Genomic DNA, 18,986 nt, shown 5'->3' on the forward strand with positions numbered 1-18,986 from the left:
GAGAGCCAATGACTACCGCTGTTTCACCCTACGCACGGGTCCTGTTCGCCGGCCCCGATCTGTCCGCAGGTTCTTTCGCCGAAGTATTCCGGGCACGTCTGGCCACGCTGCGCGGCGAGCAAGCACTGCTGGACGTGATCGATACGGGTTCGGGCTACGGCCCGCTTTGGCAGGCGGTCCCTGAAAGTGCTCGACCGCTACTGGTGGTCGACCTTGAGCCGCAGAGCAGCAGCGCTCATCTCGACTGGCTACGCAGCGAGCTCATGCAGCTCGAAGGCGCTGAACAGATTTTCGTGGCCAGTGCGATCGGCACCGCCGAGGCGCTGCCCGTCGAAGCGGCCTGCGCCTTGATTGATCGACCGGAGTTGCATTTGCCGTGCGCCGACGTCTCGCCAATTCCCGCCGTACACGCCTGGTCGAAGATTCCCCTGCATGAGCACCGTGTGCTGCTGTGTAACGGCCCGCGCTGCACCCGTCGCGGTGCCTTGCCGCTCTGGAAAGGGCTGCGGGAAAAGCTCAAGGCTGCGGGCAAGCTTGAATGCGAGGGCGGCGTGCACATCACCCGCACCCAGTGCCAGTTCCCCTGCGACCAGGGCCCGACGCTGAGCGTTTATCCGGCGGGCAAGTGGTACCGCGTGCGCAGCGAGGCAGAGGTGACGCAGCTCGTCGACGAGTTGTTCGTCGCCGGCCGCGAAGTGCCCGAGCTGCTGATGCCGGATCAGTAACAACTCCCGATAATCGTCATTCTTCCGGAAGGCTGAGGTCTTCCCCGGCGGCAACCATCTCGGCATAGGCGCTATCCAGCGCATCGACGACGTTCTGGCTGTCCTCGGCATGGCGCGAGACGATGAAACGAATGGCCACCTTGTGTATTTCGATATGCGGCAGTTTTTCCATGCCGAGCAGCTTTAGCGCCTGATTGATCGGGATTTCGTAGTCCAGCAGGTAATCGGCGCGGCGATGCTTGAGCATTTCCAGCGCGGAGGTGTGCGTGGCGGTTCGGTGCAGGCGAATGCCCAGTGCCGGGTCATGCAGCATCTTGTTCACCTGCGGCCAATAGTTGTAGCCGCCGATGATGATGACACCGCGCTTGCGCAGGCTGTCTGGCCCGGAGGGCGGCGGCGTGTCAGGCCGGTGATAGAGGTTGAGGCTGATGTCGGCGAGGGTTTCGCGCCCCTCCAGCGTGTCGGCACGCAATTCCGGCTTGCCCGGTGCTCCTGGCCACAGATCCACACTGCCGTTCTGCAGCGCCGCGTACAGTCGCGCACTCGGCAGGCCGCGAAAGTCCGCTTGATAGCCGGCTCGCTCGATTACGCGGCGGGTAATGTCCACCAGTGGGCCCTGCGGACGGCCTTGGCGATCGCTGTAGATCGCCGGTGGAAAATCGTAATAACCGACAGTCAGTACTCGCGATGGCTCGGCTTCGGCTGCTGCCAGGCATGGTCCTGCCAGAGCCGCTGCAAACGGTATCCAGAATGATGACTTCAAGGTAATTCACTGCCCCTTGCGATTGACGCTAAAGCAGCATGGCCGTCGCGCGGCTGGCTGTCCAGATTGGCTGTATGGGTACGCGATATCGGGTGCTGCGACCGAGCATGCGCGACGGATCTGCCTCGGGCTGGCTATGCTGGAGCCAGAGCGGTGCCGCGGGTAAACCCCGTAGCGCCTGGATTCGGCGGTGGAGAGGTCTATGTATCGCAAGGTATTCACCAACAAGGTGTTCGATCGCAAGGTGGTGCTGATTACCGGCGGCTGTGCCGGCATCGGCCGCGCCCTGGCTGAACGAATGGCGCAGGCGGGCGCGCGGGTGGTGATCTTCGATCTCGATCAGAACGCCATCGACGGGCTGGTGCAGCATCTGGTCGATCATCACAATGCCGATGCCCTGGGCCTGCGCTGCGATGTGTCGGACGAGGCCGCGGTGCAGCAGGCTGTCGCCCTGGTAGTGGAGCGCTTCGGCGGGATCGATGTGCTGATCAACAACGCCGGCATCACCCACCGCAGCCGTGTTGCCGAGACCAGCCTGGCGGTGTTCGAGCGGATCATGGCGGTCAACTTCTACGGGGCTTTGCACTGCACACAGGCAGCGATGCCGAGCCTTGTCGCTCGCAGTGGGCAGATCATCGTACTCAGTTCGCTTTCGCAGTACGCGCCAGTACCGGATCGCGGCGCCTACAACGCGAGCAAGCACGCTCTGCACGGGCTTTTCGAGACGCTGCGCACCGAGCTGGCCGAGACCGGCGTCAACGTGATGATGGTGTGTCCCGGCTATACCGCCACCGATCTGCGCAAGAACGTGTTGATCGGCGATGGCTCCACCGCGCCGCAACCGGCGCTGGCTGTGGGCCGTGTGGCGTCTCCGCAGGACGTCGCCGAATCCATCTATCAAGGAGCCTTGAAGCGGCGTCGCTTGCTGGTGCTGTCCAATCTGGACTGGCGCGCGCGGCTGGTGGCGCGCTGCTTTCCGCGGATGTTCGAGCACCTGCTGCTGCCGCGGTTGGCAGGTGCTCGGAATACCCACGGCACCGGCTAGGCGGTCGGCGCACCGTCATACAGTTGCTGCATCAGCTCGACGTCCCAGTAGGCGGCTTCGATCTTGTGGCCATCGAGGTCGCGGACAAAACAGCCGTAGTAGGGCTCGCCATACTCTTCACGCGACCCGGGAGCACCTTCGTCGGTAGCTCCAGCAGCCAGCGCTGCCCGGTGAAAGGCGTCGACGGAGGCCTTGTCGGGCGCAAAGAAACCGATATGCGTACCGTTGCCTACGGTGGCGGACTGGCCGTCTATCGGTTTTTGCAGCCAGAACTCGGGATATTCACGGCCCCAGGCGATGGCGCCAGGGTGGGCCATGATGCGCGTGCAGCCGAGGGCGGCGAGGGTCTGATCGTAGAAAGCAGCGGCTTCATCGAAGCGGTTGCTGCCCAGGGATACGTGGGAAAGGATGCTGGGGTTCTGATCGGTCATGGGTATGGCCTCCGCAAAGGGTGGAGACCAAGCCTAGACCGGCAGCTCGCTACCTGCCGCCGGCCGCGTCAATTTTCTCCGTCATGCACGATGGCTGGTGCGCTGCAGAGCATGAAGCAGCGAAACAGCACCACCGTGGCCAGCAGCTGGACCACCCCGACAATGCTGTCGACCAACACGGCGAGCGCGCCCGGTGGGCTTTCGCCGGCCCACAGCTGAGCGGCGATGAAGGCTTCGAGAAGCCACAAGGGCAGCAGGACTGCCATGATGCAGCCGAGGATCAGCAGGAAGTGGCCACGGGTCTCGAGAAAGCTCTGCTTCAATGCCGCCAACGGGCTCAAGCCGCGCAGGACGAGCAGGTACTCGGCGAACGCGATCTTGACCATCACCCAGAGCCCCGGCAGCACGAACAGCGAAGCGCCAAGCATGATCAGCAGGGTGCCCAGCCCGGCCAGCACCGCCATCGACGGCCACAACGGCAGCGCGCGCATCATCACTTCCCGCAGCGGCGGCGCATGACCCCGGCTGCGGGCATCGAGAAACAGGATCAGCGCGGCGATGTACAGCGGGTAGAAAACCAGTCCGATCAGCAATTCCTGCGCCGGCATGACGTCCTTGCCGAACAGGTGACTGACGGCCAGGCGGGCGCAGCTCTCCAGCACGATCAACGGCAAGCAGAGGCGGACGATGGACGGCAGGTTGCGGGAATAGAAGAACCAGGCGTCACGGAGGATGGTCAGGGCATTCATCGCAGTGCAGGCAACTCTTGGAAAACAGGGGCGCACTTTAGCCGATGCCACCAGCCGGCGACATGCGTGCTATTGCCGTCCATACTGATCGGCCATTCCTCCTCCCGGGTCGCCGCGTGAAGAAGATTGCCCTGTTTGCCGACGTACAGAACCTCTACTACACGGTGCGCCAGGCTCACGGCTGCCACTTCAACTACGGCGCGCTGTGGGCCGAACTCAGCGAGCGCGGAGAAATCGTCGAGGCCTATGCCTACGCCATCGACCGGGGTGATTCCAAGCAGCAGCAGTTCCAGCAGATCCTGCGCAATCTTGGCTTTACGGTGAAGCTCAAACCCTATATCCAGCGCAGCGACGGTTCGGCCAAGGGAGACTGGGACGTGGGCATCACCATCGATGTGCTGGATGTGATCACGCGAGTCGATGAGGTGGTGTTGGCCTCTGGTGACGGTGATTTCGACTTGCTGCTTGATCGCGTACGCGCCGGTGGTGTTGACGCGACGGCCTACGGCGCGCCGGGCCTTACAGCGAATTCGCTGATTCGCGCCGCCACTCGTTACGTGCCTATCGAAGGCAAGTTGCTGCTGCGATAGCGCTGTTGGCGCGTCACTCCTGGGTCTGCCGGCGGCGCATGTTCCAATCGGCGACCAACGGTGGATGTAGAAAGCGACATCCACCCTACGCCCAGCTTCCAGCTTCCAGCTTCCAGCTTCCTTTCCGAGTAAACTGCGCGCCTCGTTTTCCTCCTCCCGGTTTTCGCCATGACCTTCGCCTCCCTCGGCCTGATCGATCAGCTGCTGCGCACTCTCGAATCCCTCGATTACACCCAGCCGACGCCGATTCAGGCCAAGGCCATCCCTGCCGTGCTCAAGGGCCGTGATTTGATGGCCGCCGCGCAGACCGGTACTGGCAAGACGGCCGGCTTCGCCTTGCCGTTGCTGCAACGGCTGTTGCACGAAGGACCGCAGGTGACAAGCAATTCCATTCGCGCGCTGGTACTGGTGCCGACCCGGGAATTGGCCGAGCAGGTGCATGAGTCGTTCAGAACATACGGGCAAGACCTGCCGCTGCGCACCTACGCGGTCTACGGCGGCGTCAGCATCAATCCGCAGATGATGGCGCTGCGCAAAGGCATCGACGTGCTGGTAGCGACGCCGGGCCGGTTGCTCGACCTCTATCGACAGAACGCCGTGAAATTCAGCCAGGTGCAGGCGTTGGTGCTGGACGAAGCCGACCGCATGCTCGACCTCGGCTTTTCCGAAGAGCTGGACGCGCTGTTCAGCGCCTTGCCGAAAAAGCGCCAGACCTTGCTGTTTTCCGCGACCTTCTCCGATGTAATCCGGCAGATGGCGCAGAAGCTGTTGCGCGACCCGCTGTCCATCGAGGTCAGCCCGCGCAATGCCGCTGCCAAGACTGTGAAGCAGTGGCTGGTGCCGGTGGACAAGAAGCGCAAGTCCGAGCTGTTCCTGCACCTGCTGGCGGAAAAACGCTGGGCCCAGGTGCTGGTTTTCGTCAAGACACGCAAAGGTGTCGATCAGTTGGTGGAGGAGTTGCAGGCGCAGGGCATCTCCAGCGATGCAATCCACGGTGACAAGCCGCAGGCTTCGCGGCTGCGGGCGCTGGAACGCTTCAAAGCCGGTGAAGTGCAGGTGCTGGTAGCCACCGACGTGGCCGCGCGTGGCCTGGATATCCATGACCTGCCGCAGGTGGTCAACTTCGACCTGCCCACGGTCGCCGAGGATTACGTGCACCGTATCGGCCGAACCGGGCGTGCGGGTGCGACAGGCGAAGCAGTGTCGCTGGTTGCCGCCGATGAAGTGGATCAGCTCGCCGCCATCGAAACGCTGATACAGCAAGTGCTGACGCGTCACGATGAACTTGGTTTCGTCCCCGATCACCGGGTGCCGACCACGCTCTTGGGCGGGCAGATCATCAAGAAACCGAAAAAGCCAAAGAAGGCAAAAGAGTCTCCCGGCAAGGGCCGTGTCCATCTGGGCAACTGGTTCGATGAAAGCGAAAAGCCCAACGCCAAACCGATCCGCAAGGTGCCGAGCCTGGGCGGCGGCAAGCCTGCGAAGAAGCGCTAGCGCTCCGCTAACCAGCGCAACATGCCGTGTGCGGCTTCGCGGCCGCTGGCGAAACAGGCTGTCAGCAGATAGCCGCCGGTGGGTGCTTCCCAGTCAAGCATTTCACCTGCGCAGAACACGCCGGCCAGCTGGCGTAGCATCAGGGCTTCGTCCAATGCTTCGAAGGGCACACCGCCCGCGCTGCTGATGGCTTCATCCAGCGGGCGAGGGCGCACTAGGGTGATGGGCAATGCCTTCATAGCGCTTGCCAGTCGCTGCGGGCCATCGAAGGCATTTGCGGGCGCCAGTTCGCGTAGGAGGGCTGCCTTCACGCCATCGAGTCCGAGCTGCCGTTTCAGGTGCTTGGCCATGGAGTGCGATCCGCGCGGTTTGCTCAAAGCTCCAACGACCTTTTCCAACGAGTGGTCCGGCAGCAGGTCCAGCAGGACGGTTGCGCTGCCGTCCTGCTCGATCGCCTGGCGGATCTCGGCGGAAAGCGCATACACCAGGCTGCCTTCGATGCCGCTGGCCGTTACCACAAACTCACCCCTGCGTGACGGGCCGCTCGCGAGGGCAAGGGCGACGGTCTTCAACGGCGCACCAGCGAACCGCTCCTGCAGGTGCTGACTCCAGCCCGCCACCTCGAATCCGCAATTCGCCGGCCGCAGCGCGCGGATAGCAATGCCCTGCTTTTCCAGCAGAGGAACCCAGGCGCCGTCGGAGCCCAGGCGTGCCCAACTGCCGCCGCCAAGGGCCAGCAGCACGGCATCGGCGACGGTATTCATCTCACCGTCCGGACCCTGCATACGCAAGCTGCCATCCGCGTTCCAGCCTAGAAAGCGGTGACGTGTATGAATCCGCACGCCGCTGTCGCGCTGCCGCCGCAACCAGGCCCGCAGCAGCGGTGCGGCTTTCATATCGGTAGGGAAAACGCGCCCGGAGCTGCCGACAAAGGTGTCGATGCCCAGGCCGTGAATCCAGTCGCGCAGCGCCTGCGGGTCGAAGCTTTCTAGCAAGGGCCGGATATCGGGCGCTCGTTCGCGATAGCGCGCCACGAACGGCTCGAAGGCTTCCGAATGGGTGATGTTCATGCCGCCAACCCCGGCCAGCAAGAACTTGCGTCCCACCGAGGGCATGGCGTCATACAGATCGACCGCAACGCCGGCCTGGCTCAGCACTTCAGCGGCCATCAGCCCGGCAGGGCCACCGCCGATGATGGCGACACGGGTTTCAGCAAAAGACATGAGCGCAGCCGGTAGTGGCGGGACGGGCGGGCATTGTAGCGGGTGGTCCTGGGCCGGACCATTGCGCAGGCTGACAGCTCAAGGGCGACGTCGGCCCCTCAACGCAGGCCGTGACGCTGCCATGCGGCGGCGGCGCTGAAATGCAATTGCGCGTGGCGGCGAGCGAGCAGGGAGCGGTCCTTGTCGTAGCCGCCCCCGATCACGCCCACGACCGGGATGTCGCGACCCAGGCAATGGTCAAGCACAGCGCTGTCGCGCATGGCCAGGCCTTTATTGCTCAGATTCAACAGACCCAGCGCATCGTCCTGGTGAACGTCTACGCCGGCGTCATAAATGACCAGGTCAGGCTGATACAGCGGCAGCAGGTAGCTGAGCGTGTCGTCGACCACTTTCAGGTATTCGGCATCGCCCATTCCAGGTGGCAGGCCGATGTCCCAGTCACTGCGTGCCTTGCGGGTAGGAAAGTTCTTTTCACAATGCAGCGAAACCGTTACCGCATCTGCGGTATTTTCCAGAATACGTGCCGTGCCATCGCCCTGATGCACATCGCAGTCAAAGATCAGAACGCGTCCGACGCGGCCGCTCTCGAGCAGCGAAAGTGCGATCACCGCCAGGTCATTGAAGATGCAGAAACCAGAGGCGTGGTCGTGATGGGCGTGGTGGGTGCCGCCCGCCAGGTGGCAGGCCAGCCCGTGTTGCAATGCAAGGTCTGCGGCCAACAATGAGCCCCCGACTGCGCGGACCGTACGCTGGGCCAGTTGCGGACTCCAGGGCAGGCCGAGGCGCCGCAGTTCCTCGCGGCTCATGTCGCCGCCGCAGTAGCGCTCGACGTAATGTCGGTCATGGGCCAGCGCCAGCATGTCGGTCGAGCACAGTTCGGGGCGCAGCAGTGCTTGGTCAGTGGTCAATCCGCACTCGACGAGATGGTCACGCAGCAGCCGGAACTTCTCCATCGGGAAGCGGTGCCCCGGGGGCAGCTGCGGGCTGTAGTCGTCGTGGAATACCAGCGGCAGGGACATCGGGTGGCGCCTGTTGAAATCAGCGACCAGTATGCAGAGCAGGTATTTCATTCTTCAAGGAAACCGCATGGGTGAACCGATGGAACGCATCGAACTGGAAACGCCACGTCTGCGCCTGCGCGCATGGCGCGATTCGGATCTCGATCCACTGGCCGAGATGTGCGCTGATCCGCTGGTGATGCGCTACTTTCCCGGGCTGCTCTCGCGAGATGAATGCGCGGCGGCGATGGCGCGCTGCCGGATTCATTTCGCGCGATTCGGGTTTGGCTTCTGGGCGCTGGAACTGAAAGAGGACGGACGCTTTATAGGATTGGCCGGATTGGCCTGGAGCCGTTTGCAGTTGCCATTCTGCCCAGCTGTGGAAGTCGGCTGGCGGCTTGCCCATGAACATTGGGGGCAGGGCTATGCGCGCGAAGCGGCGGAGGCGTCGCTGGCATGCGGCTTCGACCGGCTGCAGCTACCGGACGTCGTGGCTTACACCGCGGCGATCAATGACGCCTCGCTGGGGCTGATGCAGGCGCTCGGCATGCGGCATGAGCCCGATGACGACTTCGAACATCCGAACATCTCCGAGGGGCATCCGCTGCGACCTCATCAGTTGTATCGCATCACTCAGGAAGCCTGGGCCGAAACTCGCCGATAAGCGCAACCAGTGGAGCCGGCATGGCGGAATCCGTAACATTGCGCTCCTGCCCCGTGCCCGTAATTCATAAAGGAACAACACCATGAGCGACACCCTAGACACGCTGGTCAACCTGCTGTCGCTGGAGCGAATAGAAGAAAACCTGTTCCGCGGCACCAGCCAGGATCTGGGGTTTCCGCAGTTGTTCGGAGGCCAGGTGGTAGGCCAGGCGCTTTCGGCTGCCAGCCAGACCGTCGCACCGGAGCGCCACGTGCACTCCATGCATGGCTACTTCCTGCGCCCGGGCGACTCCCATCAGCCGGTTGTCTATGACGTTGACCGCGTGCGTGACGGCGGCAGCTTCACCACTCGCCGGGTCAGCGCGATTCAGAAGGGCCAGACAATCTTCACCTGCAGCGCCTCGTTCCAGGCGGACGAGACCGGATTTGAGCATCAGCTGCCGATGCCTGAAGTGGTCGGCCCCGAAGACCTGCTCAGCGAGTGGGAGCTGCTGCACAAGCTGACACCGCTGGTGCCTGCGCGGGTCGCGGAAAAGCTGCGCCGGCCCAAACCCATTGAGATCCGGCCGGTGACCCTGCAGGACCCGATCAATCCGCAGCCAATCGAGCCGATCCGGCACATCTGGTTCCGCGCCGACGGTTCGCTGCCGGATAACCCAGCACTGCATAAATATCTGGTCGCCTACGCATCGGACTTCAGCTTCATCGGCACCGCATTGCAGCCACACGGCGTCAGTTCGTGGAGCAAGTTCATCCAGCTGGCGAGCCTCGACCATGCCATCTGGTTTCACCGCGAAGTACGTGCGGATGAGTGGCTGCTCTACTCCATGGACAGCCCATGGGCGGGCAATGCGCGGGGGTTCGCGCGTGGCAGCATCTTCAACCGGGCCGGGCAGCTGGTCGCCTCGGTGGCGCAGGAAGGACTGATTCGTGTGCGAGAGGATTGGAAATGAGTCTGGCGCAGGCGCGGCACTGGGTGTTCGATATGGACGGCACCCTGACGCTGGCCGTGCATGATTTCCCCGCGATCAAGCGGGCGCTCGAAATTCCCGAGGAGGACGACATCCTCCACCATCTTGCCGCGCTCCCGGCTGAGGAAGCAGCAGGCAAACGCGCCTGGTTACTTGAGCATGAGCGCGAGCTCGCCTATGCCGCCGCGCCGGCGCCTGGTGCGCGTGAGCTGTTGCATGCGTTGCGTGATCGAGGGTGTCGTCTCGGCGTGCTCACGCGCAATGCGCACGAGCTGGCGCTGGTCACTTTGCAAGCGGTGGGCATGGGCGACTGCTTTGCCAGCGAAGACATTCTCGGGCGAGACGAGGCGCCGCCGAAACCCGATCCCGGTGGCTTGCTGCATCTGGCGGAAAAATGGTTGGTTGAGCCAAGCGCGCTGGTCATGGTGGGCGACTATCGCTTCGATCTGGAATGCGCGCGTGCTGCCGGTGCGCGCGCGGTGCTGGTCAATCTTCTGGAAAATCCGTGGCCGGAACTGACCGAATTGCACGCGCGTGACTGCGCGGAGCTGCTGCGGTCGTTGGGCTGAGGCGCGAATCTTTGCTGAACACGGGTTCAGCTTCGATGGGTATCGCAGGCTCAACCCATCCTACGGATCAGTCCACTGCACGTCGTAGGGTGGATCCAGCTTCACCGATCCACCGAGCGGTGGCACAGGTGGATGAAAAGAGCGTCATCCACCCTACGACGGATCAGTTCACTGCACGTCGTAGGATGGCGTTGAGCGCAGCGATACCCATCGATCCCTGCCTGAGAATCAATAAAGCGCCTGGTAGAGCCTGCGGCGGTAGATGGTGACCAGTGGGTGATCGCTACCCAGGAGGTCAAACACCTGCAGCAGCTCGTAAGGGTGGATCTCGCTTCACCGATCAACCGGGCGTTGGCACAGGTGTATGAAAAGAGCGTCATCCACCCTACGGATCAGTTCACTTCGCGTCGTAGGATGGCGTTGAGCGGAGCGATACCCATCAATCCATTTGAGATCAATAAAGCGCCTGGTCCAGCCTGCGGCGGTAGGTGGTGACCAGTGGGGATCGCTGTCGTGCAAGTCGACCACCTGCAGCAGCTTCATAGGGTGGATCCCGCTTCACCGATCCACCGAGCGGTGGGAAAGGTGGATGAAAAGAGCGTCATACACCCTACGGATCAGGTCACTTCGCGTCGTAGGATGGCGTTGAGCGCAGCGATACCCATTAATCCATTTGAGATCAATACAGCGCCTGATACAGCCTGCGGCGGTAGGTGGTGACCAGCGGGTGATCGCTGCCGAGCAGGTCGAACACCTGCAGCAGCGTCTTGTGCGGCAGCCCCTCGGCGTATCCGCGATTGCGCACGAACAGCTTCAACAGCCCTTCCAATGCGGCCTCGTGCTGCTGGCGCGCCAGTTGCTGAATGGTCAGCTGATAGGCGGCTTCATCGTCGTCGGCGTTCTGTGCGAGACGGCTTTTGAGGTCGGCGACTTCTGGCAGATCATTGGCTTGGCGAAGAAAAGTCAGCTGAGCCCGAGCGCCGGCCAGCGCCTGCTTGTGTTCGTCGCCTTTCACTGCATTGAGCACCGTTTCGGCTTCGCCCAATTCTCCACGCTCTGCCAGGCAGCGCGCATAGAGAATCAGCGCTGCTGCGTTTTCGTTGTCCTCGGTCAGCAACTGCTTGAGCAGCGCTTCCGCGTCACCGATACGGCCTTCGGCGAACATTGCCTGTGCAGACTCCAGCAGATCGGCTTCAGGCTCGGCGGGTGCCGGTACGTGCGGTGCCAGCATCGCGCGAATCGCTGATTCGGGTTGAGCGCCCGCGAAACCATCTACCGGCTGACCATCCTTGAACAGCACCACCGTGGGCAAGCTGCGCACGCCGAAGCGGGCGACCACGTCCTGTTCGATGTCGCAGTTGACTTTCGCCAAAACCAGCTCGCCCTGATATTCCTCGGTGATCTTCGCCAGCAGGGGCATCAACGCTTTGCACGGCGCGCACCATTCGGCCCAGAAATCCACCAGCACCGGTTTATGAAAGGAGTTTTCCAACACCAGCTGCTCGAAGTTGGCGCCGGTGACGTCGAAGATATAGGGAGTCTGGCTCATCGGAAGTCTCGGAATATGCGCGTGCGATAAAGGCGAGCATCTTATGTGGGGGCGATGCTGAGCGGAAGCAAGTGGCTAGGTCGTATTGGTCAGTCGCTCGGCGCAGTCAGCACCCAGTGCGCCAATTCATCGTAGTGCACGCCGCCGCTGAGGTTTTCCGAGCGGAACAGACCGAAGCGATCCACACGCCATTCGAATTCTGGCGAAGCGGTGCTTGGCTGCAGCGCATCGGCCTCGCGCGCCAGCGTCACGTGCGGCAGAAATGACCGCGAATCGAGCGCGACGCCCAGCGCGGACAGCCCGCTGCGCAAGTCTTCGACCAGATGAAGCAAGGCTGGCGGGACCTGGCTGGGCGTCAGACAGAGGAAGCTGTGGCCGATCGTCTGCACCTGATTCAGGCGCAGGGTGAAGGCATTGCCGTGCAACAGATCACCTAGCTGACTCAAGCCGTTCAGGACCGTGGCGGGCTGACTGCCAAGAAAGGCCAGGGTGAGGTGCAGGTTGTTTTTCAGAACAGGTCGACCGCGGAGATTGTGGCTGTCGCGCCAGCTGCAAATATTTGCTGCCAGCCCGGGCGGGCAGGGCAAGGCGAAGAACAGGCGCAGTGGTTTCTCGCTTGGCATGGCTGGCTTCTCCGCTACTCCGGACACGAAAGCTTAGCTGGCGATTTGCGCCTCAGCTGCGGCAGGCCGGCTGGCCTGATAAAGGCTGACCCGGCGAAATTCCGCAGGCTCGGCCAGATCCGGCCAGGTGCAGGCATCGAATACATCCAGGCGCTCGTACAGCGGGTGCTGAAAATCGCGGACGCGGGAGTCGGCAACCAGCGCAACCTGGCCGCGGCTGAGAAATTGGTCCAGCAAGGGCAGGTTGGCGCGGTCATAGAGCACATCGGCCACGATGATCATGTCGTAACGGTCCGCTTCTGCGAAAAAGTCCGTCGAGTAGCTCAGTCGAACACCGTTCAGGTCAGCGTTGGCGCGGCAGGCGGCCAGGGCCAGCGGGTCGAGGTCACAGGCCACCACTTCCGCAGCTCCGGCTTTGGCCGCTGCGATGGCGGCTATGCCTGAGCCCGAGCCAAAATCCAGCACGCGCTTGCCGCGCACTCGTTCGGGGTTTGCTGCGAGCCAGCGCGCCAATACCAGGCCGCTAGCCCAGCAGAAACACCAGTACGGCGGCTCGTCGAGAATCCGGCGGGTTTCCTCGGGGCTGAAGGCGCGCTCCATATTCGCGGCATCGATCAGCCACAGGCGTACATCGGTACCGGGCAGCGATTCGACAGACAGGCGGGCGTCGCCCAGCAGGTCAGTCAGGGCAACCTGCAGTTCAGCCGGTGGCATCAAGGCGCGGGCACCAGGCGCAGCGGGCCTAGTGATTGACTGGCCGAGCTGGTGACCTCAACGGCCGGCAGACGCATGATCAGTTGGCCCGATCGCGTCACTCGACCCCGCAGCTCTACCTGTTGTTCTTTCGGGAATTCCTCGGCGTTGAACTTGAGAATGAAGGGCAGCTCGGTTCCGCGACCTTGCAGCTGAACATTGCTGAGCAGGCGGTCAGGCTGGTCCCGACGGTTGACCTCCAACAGGGCCAGTTCGACCTCGCTGTCAGCCGGTACGCCGATCAGGCTACCGTGCAGCTCGTGCATCAGAGTGGTCTCCTGCGGCAGCTCCTCGAAGGTCACGGGGGCGGTCGGCCGCTGGGTCTGCTGGCTGGAACAGCCAACCAGCATCACTATCAAAGCGGGCAGAACAAATGGGCGTAACTGCACGGAGAACTCCAAAACGTGGCGTTAATGCGCGCCTGTATAGCAACAATCCGCTCGATTTGTCTTGCCGGCGTGATGCGCTACCATGGCCCTCCCGATGTCTGACAGCTCTAACCTATGCATTGTCCCTTCTGTGGTGCACATGACACCAAAGTCATCGATTCGCGCCTGGTAGCCGAGGGCGATCAGGTGCGCCGGCGCCGTGAATGCCTCGCCTGCGGCGAGCGTTTCACCACCTTCGAAACGGCCGAGTTGGTCATGCCGCGGCTGATCAAGCAGGACGGCAGCCGCCAGCCGTTCGACGAAGAGAAATTGCGCGCCGGCATGCAGCGCGCGCTGGAAAAGCGCCCGGTCAGCGTCGAACGCCTGGAAGAGGCCATCGCCCATATCAAACATCGGCTGCGCGCAACCGGCGAGCGCGAGATCAAGTCGCGCGTGCTCGGCGAACTGGTGATGGTCGAGTTGCAGAAGCTTGATGAAGTCGCCTACATCCGCTTTGCATCGGTCTACCGCCGCTTTCAGGATCTCAACGAATTCCGCGAGGAAATCGAACGCCTGTCACGCGAGCCTGTAAAAACCGAATGAGCACCAACGATCACGCCTGGATGGCCCTGGCGCTGCAGCTGGCACGCAAAGGGCTGTACTCCACGCATCCGAACCCACGCGTTGGCTGCGTCATCGTCAAGGATGGCGAGCTCATCGGCGAGGGTTGGCATGTTCGTGCTGGCGAGCCGCACGCTGAAGTCCATGCCCTGCGCCAGGCCGGAGATCGCGCGCAGGGTGCCACTGCTTACGTCACCCTCGAGCCTTGCAGTCATCACGGGCGCACGCCGCCCTGCGCCGAGGCTTTGGTCGAGGCAGGCGTCAGCCGTGTGGTCGCTGCGATGCAGGACCCGAATCCTCAGGTCGCCGGACGTGGTCTCGAGCGCTTGCGCAGCGCCGGTATAGAGGTGGCGAGCGGGGTGCTGGAGGCTGATGCCCGCGCACTGAACGTTGGTTTCATCAAACGCATGGAATCCGGCTTGCCTTACCTGCGGGCCAAGCTTGCCATGAGCCTGGATGGCCGCACCGCGATGGCCAGTGGTGAAAGCCAATGGATCACCGGCCCTGCCGCCCGTGCCGAAGTGCAGCGGCTACGCGCGCAATCGAGCGTGGTACTGACAGGTGCCGATACGGTGTTGATGGATCAGGCCCGCCTGACCGTGCGCGCAGCTGAGCTAGGGCTCGATGAGGGCCTGACCGCATTAGCCATTCAGCGGCCGCCGCTGCGGGTGATGGTAGACGGACAGCTGCGCGTGCCGCTGGATGCGCCGTTTTTTCAGGCAGGCCCGGCGCTGGTAGCAAGTACCCGAGCGGACCTCGCAGCCGATTACCAGTCGGCTGGTCACGAGCTGCTTACGATGATGAGTGAGTCAGGGCGAGTCGATCTGGCCGGCCTGCTGCGTCAGTTAGCCGAACGCGGCGCCAACGAAGTCCTGCTCGAAGCCGGGCCGCGCCTTGCTGGGGCGTTTGCGGCGCTAGGGCTGGTCGATGAATACCAGCTATTCATCGCCGCCAAGTTTCTCGGCTCATCGGCTCGGCCCTTGCTGGATCTGCCGTTGGAGCGCATGAGCGAGGCGCGAGAACTGCAGATCAAGGACATCCGCGCAATTGGCGATGACTGGAAAATCGTCGCGGTGCCGTTGGGCTGAAGCCCGATCTCATTCGATGCCGATCTTCGTGTCGTACAGTGTGAAACCCCGAGCCTGGTAGTTCTGCAGCGCGCTCGGGTGATCGAGGGTGCAGGTGTGTACCCAAACGCGTCGGGCCCCAGGCCACCCCCAGGCACTTGTGATCGCGTGGCTGAGCAGGCCGCCGCCAAAGCCGCGGCCGAAGAAGCTGGCCTCCAGTCCGAAATAGAGTATCTCCACGTCGTCGCCCTGACGGCGCAACTCGTAATAGCCCGCGATGGCGCCTCGGTGATAGGCGACCCAGGTGCGGTGATCCGGACCTTCGATCTCTTGTTGCCAGACGTCGTCCGGCTGGTCGAGCCTTTCGGTCCATTGCCAAGGGCCGCCGATGAGTCGATATAAAAACTGGTTGTAGCGGTATTGCTTTATTTCGCACTCGCTGACGAATAAGTCCTGCGGCACTGGCTTCGCCCGTAGCTGAGACGGGTCCGTCATTTCCAGGTAGTAAGTCACCGTTTGATCAGTCAATGCAGAACCCCATCGGCTTGTGCTGAGAAGAAGACGAGGCAGGATACTCGAGGCTGACGCTGCAAATGAACGCTCAAATGCCTCGCCATAACAGCGGCGAGGCATGGCGTTTCCTGGGCGCTGTCAGTTGACTGGCCTGAGCCCATTGTGATCCAGCTTGGCGCGTCGCTTGTTGGTCCCCAACAGAAACCGCGCGACGCCGCTGTCGTAGTGCGGGTTGCCGAAGTGGAACAACACGGTGGCGCGCAGCATCGCCGGGTCGCATTCATCGTTCGCGTGCAGGCTTCGATAGCCCGAGAACAGATAAAGATTGCCCGGTATCAGCTTCAGTCGGATCGGCTTGAGCCAGCCCCGTCGTACGGCGAACGCCACGAGTTTCTGGCTGGCCGTGTTGTGCAGCACGGCCTTTTCGATCACGTTGCGCAGCGCGTTGAAGCCAACCCGACGCGTGTTCGGGAAGATGATCAGATCGCCGCAGTGTTCGCCTTCGGTGGGAATGACCAAGGGCAGCAGTGCGGTGACCGCCGTGGCGTCGAAGTGGTAGAAGTGCGATTGGCGAAGACCCTTGCGGCCCTGCACACAACGAATCACTGGAAAGACCTGCTCCGTTGCAGCCGCCTCGCGGCCGGCCTGAAGTCGGTACAGGGCTGCAAGCATTTCTTTGAACGGGGCCGAGAGCGTCATCGTGCTCGCAATACAGCCGCTCAGCGCTTCGATCCCGTGCATGGCGAAATACTCGCCGCCATGCCTGGCCGCTTGGTCGTTGATGTAAGCGCGGGCTTGCTCCAGTTCCTCGGGTGAAATGAAGTTTTCAACGACCGTATAACCGTTGCGGTCGATCTCGGCAGCCTGAACGGCAGCCATGTTGTCCGTAGCCGTAACCCCTGACATACCCATCCCTCCTGGCACATATGAAGGTTCGGAGCGTTCTTCCTGATCGTGTCCTTTGTGCTGCGCGGTGGGATCGCAAAAAAGCGAGCAGATCCTGGCTCGGCGTGTCGGTACGAAGTGCGGGAGTGACGTTCCATCCTGATCGTCTTGCGCATCGAGCGCGCGCAATGAGCGCCGTTGCGATGGGTATGGACAAACAAGCGGAGCGGTAGTTGCTGAGGATGTTAAATAATGTTTCGCAAGCCGTCTGGCATTCAAACGGTCGTTTGCCGGCTGCAGAATCAGTGCATCTGTGGTAAAAACTGCGCCGGGCCCTGAGGGGCCCAACGTTCTCAGGGCGGGGTGCGATTCCCCACCGGCGGTAATGGCAGTTTTCCTTGCCTAGCCCGCGAGCGCTTGCATTGGCAAGGTCAGCAGACCCGGTGTGATTCCGGGGCCGACGGTATAGTCCGGATGAGAGAGAGCGGGATGCCTCGACGGGCGCCGTTCGTGCGCGCGTCTACTCCCTATCGATCTGCAGCGCCCTGTTTTATCCAAAACAGGAGTTCGTCATATGCATCGTTTCAATAGCCTTCCGCGGGAGGCCATATGTTCACAGGAATAATCGAGTCCATCGGCACGATCCGCGCGATGACGCCAAAGGGCGGGGATGTCCGGGTTCTGGTCGAGACCGGCAAGCTGGATCTGGCTGACGTCAAGCTCGGCGACAGCATCGCGGTCAATGGCGTCTGCCTGACGGCGGTCGAGTTGCCGGGCAACGGCTTCTGGGCTGATGTCAGTCGCGAGACGCTGGCGCGCACCGCCTTCATCGATCTGAAAGCAGGCAGCCGAGTCAATCTCGAAAAGGCACTGACGCCGACCAGTCGCCTCGGTGGGCATCTGGTCAGCGGTCACGTCGACGGTGTCGGCGAAGTGGTCTCACGCGAGGAGAATGCCCGCGCCGTGCAGTTCCGCATCCGTGCGCCGCGTGAGTTGGCCAAGTACATTGCCCTGAAAGGATCGATTACGGTCGACGGCACCAGCCTGACCGTCAACTCGATCAACGGCGCCGAATTCGAACTCACCATAGTGCCGCACACCCTGGCTGAAACCATCATGGTTGACTACCGCCCCGGGCGGCAGGTGAATCTGGAAGTGGACCTGTTGGCGCGCTACCTGGAGCGCCTGCTGATGGGCGACAAGGCGGCCGAGCCGAATGCCTCAGGCCTGACGGAAAGCTTCCTGGCCGAGAATGGCTACCTGAACCCGGCTCGTTAAAGAACAGAAGGAACGGCCACATGGCTCTGAATACCGCTGAAGAACTGATCGAAGACATTCGCGCCGGCAAAATGGTCATCCTCATGGATGACGAAGACCGCGAGAACGAGGGCGACATCATCGTCGCCTCCGAATGCGTAACCGCCGAACACATCAATTTCATGGCCCGTTTCGCTCGTGGCCTGATCTGCATGCCAATGACTCGCGAGCGCTGCGAAACGCTGCAGCTGCCGCTGATGGCACCGCGAAACGGCTCCGGCTTTGGTACCAAATTCACCGTGTCCATCGAGGCTGCAGTCGGTGTGACCACCGGTATCTCTGCGGCTGATCGCGCGCGCACCGTGCAGGCAGCCGTGGCCAAGCATGCAGTTGCCGAAGACATCGTCAGCCCTGGTCACATCTTCCCGTTGATGGCTCAGCCTGGTGGCGTTCTGGCGCGCGCAGGGCATACCGAAGCGGCTTGTGATCTGGCGCGTATGGGCGGTTTCGAGCCGTCCGGTGTGATCTGCGAGATCATGAATGACGACGGCACCATGGCGCGTCGTCCGGAACTCGAGCTCTTCGCCGAACAGCACGGGCTGAAGATCGGCACCATCGCCGATTTGATCCACTACCGCATGATCCACGAACGCACCGTCGAGCGGGTCTCCGAGCAGCCGTTGGAGACCGAGCTGGGGCAGTTCAATCTCGTCACCTACCGCGACGGCGTCGAAGACACCATTCACATGGCTTTGACCCGCGGCGAGATTTCACCGGAGCAGCCAACGTTGGTTCGCGTGCATAACATGGAGCCGCTGCGTGATCTGCTGATGGTCACTGTGCCCGGGCGCTGGAGTTTGCGTGCCGCGATGAGCGAAGTGGCCAAGGCCGGCAGTGGCGTGGTGCTGCTGCTGGGCAATCCGCTGACCGGCTCGCAATTGCTGGCGCAGCTCAACCGCCAGCTGTCGCCAAGCCCGGCTACTTACAGCACGGTTGGTGCAGGCTCGCAGATTCTTCGCGACCTCGGTGTGCGAAAGATGCGCCTGATGAGTTCGCCGATGAAGTTCAACGCGATATCCGGGTTTGACCTGGAAGTTGTAGAATACCTGCCCGCCGAATAAAAGATGTC

The 18,986-nt window shown here is 62.4% G+C and carries 22 protein-coding genes, 1 pseudogene and 1 riboswitch; of the genes and pseudogenes, 11 read left to right on the forward strand and 12 right to left on the reverse strand.

What is annotated here, in order from left to right; translation table 11 throughout:
• The first annotated feature begins 8 nt into the window (after positions 1-8).
• Positions 9-725: a (2Fe-2S) ferredoxin domain-containing protein gene (locus NA619_RS03735; protein ID WP_255960062.1), complete on the forward strand. Its 717-nt coding sequence runs from the start codon at positions 9-11 to the stop codon at positions 723-725.
• A gap of 16 nt (positions 726-741) precedes the next feature.
• Here NA619_RS03735 and NA619_RS03740 read toward each other — a convergent pair whose 3' ends face one another.
• Positions 742-1,488 (reverse strand): substrate-binding periplasmic protein, encoded by a 747-nt coding sequence (locus tag NA619_RS03740; RefSeq protein WP_255960064.1) that lies wholly within the window; start codon positions 1,486-1,488, stop codon positions 742-744.
• A 202-nt stretch (positions 1,489-1,690) separates the two neighbouring features.
• Between NA619_RS03740 and NA619_RS03745 the strand changes: the two genes are divergently transcribed.
• Positions 1,691-2,533: an SDR family oxidoreductase gene (locus tag NA619_RS03745; RefSeq protein ID WP_255960067.1), complete on the forward strand. Its 843-nt coding sequence runs from the start codon at positions 1,691-1,693 to the stop codon at positions 2,531-2,533.
• Here the strand turns inward: NA619_RS03745 and NA619_RS03750 are convergent.
• Both NA619_RS03750 and NA619_RS03755 read right to left on the reverse strand, forming a co-directional pair.
• A complete protein-coding gene (locus NA619_RS03750) occupies positions 2,530-2,964 on the reverse strand; it encodes a VOC family protein (RefSeq protein WP_255960069.1) in 435 nt (144 codons plus the stop codon). The genes NA619_RS03745 and NA619_RS03750 overlap by 4 nt on opposite strands.
• Positions 2,965-3,032: 68 nt before the next feature.
• Complete coding sequence (locus NA619_RS03755) at positions 3,033-3,713, reverse strand: YciC family protein (protein ID WP_255960072.1); 681 nt, start codon at positions 3,711-3,713, stop codon at positions 3,033-3,035.
• A gap of 116 nt (positions 3,714-3,829) precedes the next feature.
• Here NA619_RS03755 and NA619_RS03760 point away from each other — a divergent pair, with 116 nt between their 5' ends.
• Both NA619_RS03760 and NA619_RS03765 read left to right on the forward strand, forming a co-directional pair.
• The gene (locus tag NA619_RS03760) at positions 3,830-4,303 is read left to right on the forward strand and encodes an NYN domain-containing protein (protein WP_336605440.1); all 474 of its coding nucleotides are present in this window, start codon (positions 3,830-3,832) and stop codon (positions 4,301-4,303) included.
• 168 nt (positions 4,304-4,471) lie between these two features.
• Positions 4,472-5,797 carry a DEAD/DEAH box helicase gene (locus NA619_RS03765; RefSeq protein ID WP_255960076.1) on the forward strand — a complete coding sequence of 442 codons (1,326 nt, stop codon included), beginning with the start codon at positions 4,472-4,474 and terminating at the stop codon, positions 5,795-5,797.
• On the opposite strand, the gene NA619_RS03770 is transcribed toward NA619_RS03765, so the two are convergent.
• Together NA619_RS03770 and NA619_RS03775 are read right to left on the reverse strand one after the other, a co-directional pair.
• Positions 5,794-7,020, reverse strand: a complete 1,227-nt coding sequence (locus tag NA619_RS03770; RefSeq protein WP_255960078.1) for a TIGR03862 family flavoprotein — start codon at positions 7,018-7,020, stop codon at positions 5,794-5,796. The two genes, NA619_RS03765 and NA619_RS03770, sit on opposite strands and share 4 nt — an antisense overlap.
• A 98-nt stretch (positions 7,021-7,118) precedes the next feature.
• The gene (locus tag NA619_RS03775) at positions 7,119-8,039 is read right to left on the reverse strand and encodes a histone deacetylase family protein (protein ID WP_255960079.1); all 921 of its coding nucleotides are present in this window, start codon (positions 8,037-8,039) and stop codon (positions 7,119-7,121) included.
• A 79-nt stretch (positions 8,040-8,118) separates the two neighbouring features.
• Between NA619_RS03775 and NA619_RS03780 the strand changes: the two genes are divergently transcribed.
• The 3 genes from NA619_RS03780 to NA619_RS03790 all read left to right on the forward strand — a co-directional run bounded on the left by NA619_RS03780 (position 8,119) and on the right by NA619_RS03790 (position 10,221).
• Positions 8,119-8,682 carry a GNAT family N-acetyltransferase gene (locus NA619_RS03780; protein WP_255960158.1) on the forward strand — a complete coding sequence of 188 codons (564 nt, stop codon included), beginning with the start codon at positions 8,119-8,121 and terminating at the stop codon, positions 8,680-8,682.
• A gap of 82 nt (positions 8,683-8,764) precedes the next feature.
• Positions 8,765-9,634, forward strand: coding sequence for an acyl-CoA thioesterase II (gene tesB / locus NA619_RS03785; RefSeq protein ID WP_255960080.1), 870 nt, complete (start codon positions 8,765-8,767; stop codon positions 9,632-9,634).
• Positions 9,631-10,221 (forward strand): HAD family hydrolase, encoded by a 591-nt coding sequence (locus tag NA619_RS03790; protein WP_255960081.1) that lies wholly within the window; start codon positions 9,631-9,633, stop codon positions 10,219-10,221. Before tesB ends, NA619_RS03790 begins: the two co-directional genes overlap by 4 nt.
• Before the next feature lie 228 nt (positions 10,222-10,449).
• Here NA619_RS03790 and NA619_RS03795 read toward each other — a convergent pair.
• From NA619_RS03795 to NA619_RS03815, 5 genes and pseudogenes are all read right to left on the reverse strand, one after another.
• A pseudogene (locus NA619_RS03795) lies at positions 10,450-10,533 on the reverse strand (tetratricopeptide repeat protein); the annotation flags it as partial.
• Between the two features lie 367 nt (positions 10,534-10,900).
• Positions 10,901-11,770 (reverse strand): thioredoxin, encoded by an 870-nt coding sequence (gene trxA / locus NA619_RS03800; protein ID WP_255960083.1) that lies wholly within the window; start codon positions 11,768-11,770, stop codon positions 10,901-10,903.
• An 89-nt stretch (positions 11,771-11,859) separates the two neighbouring features.
• Positions 11,860-12,393 (reverse strand): RNA 2',3'-cyclic phosphodiesterase, encoded by a 534-nt coding sequence (gene thpR, locus NA619_RS03805; RefSeq protein ID WP_255960086.1) that lies wholly within the window; start codon positions 12,391-12,393, stop codon positions 11,860-11,862.
• Positions 12,394-12,426: 33 nt separating this feature from the next.
• Positions 12,427-13,110 (reverse strand): class I SAM-dependent methyltransferase, encoded by a 684-nt coding sequence (locus NA619_RS03810; RefSeq protein WP_255960089.1) that lies wholly within the window; start codon positions 13,108-13,110, stop codon positions 12,427-12,429.
• Positions 13,107-13,535 (reverse strand): YbaY family lipoprotein, encoded by a 429-nt coding sequence (locus NA619_RS03815; RefSeq protein WP_423836793.1) that lies wholly within the window; start codon positions 13,533-13,535, stop codon positions 13,107-13,109. Before NA619_RS03815 ends, NA619_RS03810 begins: the two co-directional genes overlap by 4 nt.
• A gap of 114 nt (positions 13,536-13,649) precedes the next feature.
• Here NA619_RS03815 and nrdR point away from each other — a divergent pair, with 114 nt between their 5' ends.
• On the forward strand, positions 13,650-14,117 hold the full coding sequence (gene nrdR, locus NA619_RS03820; protein WP_122163744.1) for a transcriptional regulator NrdR: 468 nt from the start codon (positions 13,650-13,652) through the stop codon (positions 14,115-14,117).
• Positions 14,114-15,223, forward strand: coding sequence for a bifunctional diaminohydroxyphosphoribosylaminopyrimidine deaminase/5-amino-6-(5-phosphoribosylamino)uracil reductase RibD (gene ribD / locus NA619_RS03825; RefSeq protein WP_255960090.1), 1,110 nt, complete (start codon positions 14,114-14,116; stop codon positions 15,221-15,223). Before nrdR ends, ribD begins: the two co-directional genes overlap by 4 nt.
• A gap of 9 nt (positions 15,224-15,232) precedes the next feature.
• Here the strand turns inward: ribD and NA619_RS03830 are convergent, their stop codons facing one another.
• Positions 15,233-15,730 (reverse strand): GNAT family N-acetyltransferase, encoded by a 498-nt coding sequence (locus NA619_RS03830; RefSeq protein WP_423836794.1) that lies wholly within the window; start codon positions 15,728-15,730, stop codon positions 15,233-15,235.
• A gap of 123 nt (positions 15,731-15,853) precedes the next feature.
• The gene (locus NA619_RS03835; protein WP_255960091.1) at positions 15,854-16,621 is read right to left on the reverse strand and encodes a hypothetical protein; all 768 of its coding nucleotides are present in this window, start codon (positions 16,619-16,621) and stop codon (positions 15,854-15,856) included.
• 324 nt (positions 16,622-16,945) lie between these two features.
• Positions 16,946-17,090: riboswitch (FMN riboswitch) on the forward strand.
• A 119-nt stretch (positions 17,091-17,209) separates the two neighbouring features.
• Between NA619_RS03835 and NA619_RS03840 the strand changes: the two genes are divergently transcribed.
• Positions 17,210-17,878 carry a riboflavin synthase gene (locus tag NA619_RS03840; RefSeq protein ID WP_255960092.1) on the forward strand — a complete coding sequence of 223 codons (669 nt, stop codon included), beginning with the start codon at positions 17,210-17,212 and terminating at the stop codon, positions 17,876-17,878.
• Between the two features lie 20 nt (positions 17,879-17,898).
• Positions 17,899-18,978, forward strand: a complete 1,080-nt coding sequence (ribBA, locus tag NA619_RS03845; RefSeq protein WP_255960094.1) for a bifunctional 3,4-dihydroxy-2-butanone-4-phosphate synthase/GTP cyclohydrolase II — start codon at positions 17,899-17,901, stop codon at positions 18,976-18,978.
• Positions 18,979-18,986: the final 8 nt, after the last annotated feature.

Origin of the sequence: Stutzerimonas stutzeri (genome assembly GCF_024448895.1) — a bacterium.
GTDB classification, from domain to species: Bacteria; Pseudomonadota; Gammaproteobacteria; order Pseudomonadales; family Pseudomonadaceae; genus Stutzerimonas; species Stutzerimonas stutzeri_Q.